The organism is Nicoliella lavandulae, assembly GCF_037546185.1.
Classification (GTDB): Bacteria; Bacillota; Bacilli; order Lactobacillales; family Lactobacillaceae; genus Nicoliella; species Nicoliella lavandulae.
In genome coordinates, this window is the sequence record NZ_JAWMWH010000002.1 from 1 (window position 1) to 3314 (window position 3314).

A 3314-nucleotide genomic window follows, 5' to 3' on the forward strand; every position below is an offset into this window, starting at 1 on the left:
ATTGGATGCAAGAGCGTAAGCACTCTTAGCATCGCTATCAAAGGCAGCTGCAGAACTAGCTACAGCACTAGCTGAATTAGCAGCATTAACTCCGTTAATAGTAGCACTTGCAGCGGTTGAACTAGCCGATTTAGCTGAATCCGCATACTGGCTAGCAGTTGATGCAAATTCCGCAGCACTAGAATTCAATTCACTAGCCTGTGAGTAGTTCCCATTGGCAGCAGCACTCTTAGCTTGAGCAGCATTATCACTAGCGATGCTGGCATTGAAACTAGCAGTTGAATTAGCATTATTAGCAGCATTAACAGCAGAGCTAGCAACACTATAAGCTAAACTAGCCGTATTTGAGAATCCATCAGCAGCAGACTTAGCACTAGTCAATGCGGAACTAGCAATACTAAATGCAGAACTAGCAGCACTAACGGCTGAATTACCAGAATTGTTGCTAGTAAAGTTAGTCATTGCTGAACTCAAGATATTTACGTTATTAGAATAACTAGTAACGATTGAATCAGCAGATGATGCAAGTATATTAGCATTTGATGCCTTTGTAGCATCTGCGTTAGCACCACTTGCATAATTAGAAGCGGCAGCACTAGCGGATGAAGCTTCATTACTAGCACTACTGATAGCTGATGAAGTATCAGCACTAGCATTTGCTGCAGCACTAGCAGCAGCAGATGAAGCAGCGTTCAATGAACCAATAGCTACATTAGCAGAATTTTCATCATTGACTGCTTGATTAGCAGCACTAACGGCGATTGAAGCTAACGTACTAATATTGGCAGCGGCACTAGCTGCAATCGAAGCATTAACACTAGCCACACTAGCGGCACTAACTGCACCGGAAGTGTAAATCGCTCCACCAATTCGATCACCAGTTTGGTAAGCAGAGCTGGCTTGTGCATAGGAAGTATTAGCGTTAGTAACTGCACCACTAATGGCTGCACTAGCACTAGCAATCACTGCGACTTGTGAACTAGCAGCACTGGATGCACTACTTGCAATATTCTTTTGGTTAGCGGCATCGTTGTTATAGCTATTGATAGCACTCACTGCACTAGTAGCAACTGAAGCCGCACTCTTGAACGTGGAGTTACTTGGATCGTTGTTGAGGTAATTATTAATGGAGTTAGAAGCAACAACAGCATTGCTTGAAATAGTACTTACCGCAGTAGCAGCTGAACTAGCAGCACTATATGCTGAGTTAACGATTGTATCGTTAGCATTAGCATCACTGGCAGCAATTGATGTTGCAGCACTAGCTGATTTAGCATCGTTAGATGCTTTACTACCGGCACTATTACCACTATCAACAGCAGACTTAGCACTAGAAGCGGCACTCGCAGCACTATTAAAGCTACTCATTTGCACTGCCATTTGGGCAACATCACTCGCAGCCTGAGAAGCAGCGGAACTAGCAATGTTAGTTTGTGAAAGAATAGCAGCTGAGTTGTTAATCAATGCTTGGGCAGCATTCGATGCAGCAGTAACTGCGTCCTTAGCAGCTTGAGCATAACTGTTTCCAGCATCTGTACTTCCAGCAAGGTAAGCTGAATTAGCAGCAGCATCATTGGAACTTACAGCACTCGATGCACTAGCAATGGCTGAAACAAGGGAACTATCTGAACCTTGAGCTGAGCTAGCAACAATTGCTGCAGCACTCGCAGCACTCTTTTGTGCTTGAGCATCCGCATTAAGAGATGCGATAGCTGAATTGGCTGCACTAGCAGCAGCAACGAAACTAGCTAATGATGTATCTTGGTTATTAGCACTGATCAAAGCAGCAATACTATTATTCACACTATTAGTACTATCAGCACTATCATTAGCTAACTTAGCAGATGATGATGCATTCGCAGCATATGAACCAGCTAAACTAGCGTTATCAGCGTCACCGGATACTACGCTATTAGCAATTGATGATGCAGATGAAATGGAATTACCATTAGCACTACCATTTGAACTAGCTCCATTAGCTTGGTTAGCAGCAGAATTAGCCGCACTTAGTGCGTTTGATGCATCAATAGCAGCCTGAGAAGCAATTGATTGATCTTTTTCGGCCTGAGCAGCAGCATTACTTGCAAGTATAGTTGCACTTGAAGCAGCAATTACTGCATTTAAAGCAGCAATTGATTGAGCACTCATACTCTTAGCAGTGTCAGAGGCTAGATTAGCATAGATCGCACCATTGCTAACATCACCATTAGCATAGTAGCTATTAGCAGCTGATACTAGACTATTGACAGTACTTGCATTGTTACTTGCAGTGGTTGAAGCTGTAATGGCACTCGCAGCAGCACTGGATGCAAGCGCATAAGCGGAATTAGCAGCTGATGATTGTTGGTTAGCGTCAGCAAGTGCACTCGCAGCCGTACTATTAGCAACATCAATAGCAGCAGCTTGGGATTTAACGATCGTATTTTGACTATTTGCACTAACTAAACTTTGCGCAGCAGTAGCGTTACTTTGCGTTTGACTATTAAAGCCACTAGTTGCAACTGCTGCAGAACTAGCTGTTTGAGCATATGAAAATGCTTGAGATGCATAGCTAACTGCAGTACTGGTACTAGTGCCAGTAACAGAAGCATAACTGTTAGCTGATGCTACAGTGGCAGAATTATTACTACCTGCACTCTTACCAGCATTCGCATTGGAACTAGCCGCACTATTAGCACTGGATGCAATATTATTGTAAGAATTAGCAGTAGCGCTCGCATTAGATGCATTACTATTGGCAGCACTAGCGTCATTAGCATATGAGTCAGCAGCACTCTTGGCAGCAGCAGCAGTGGACGATGCCTTTGCTGCATCAGCAGCAGCGGCACTAGCAACATTTGCTGCAGAACTGGCAGCAACGCTATCACCCCTTTGGGCAGCACTCGCTGCATCGGCAGCAGCACTCGCTGCAATCGAGTTTGCAGTAGATGCAGCAATAGATGCAGCAGTAGCATTTGAGCTTTGCGCAGCAGCATTCGATGCGTATTCACTTGCCTGAGTGTAAGCAGATGATGCAATAACAGCAGCCGATAAAGCAGCAGTAGCAGCACTATTAGCACTGGATGCTAATGACTGAATAGCTGAATTGCTTGGGTTAGCCGAAGCAATTGCAGAAGCTGACTTAGCATTATCTGAAGCACTAGCAGCAGCTGTAGAAGCACTAGCGGCAGTAGAAGCAGCAGCACTGGCATTGGTGTTGGCAGAACTAACGTCATCACTAACTGCCTTACTATCATTTTGGGCTCCATTATTAGCACTAGATGCTTGATTAGCATAACTAGATGCAACACTAGCATTAGATGCAGCAGCACTAG

At 44.3% G+C, this 3314-nt stretch carries 1 protein-coding gene; it reads right to left on the reverse strand.

Annotated features, from left to right (window positions below; translation table 11 throughout):
* On the reverse strand, nucleotides 1-3314 hold a 3314-nt coding region (locus tag R4146_RS06605), incomplete at both ends, for a beta strand repeat-containing protein (RefSeq protein WP_339960670.1).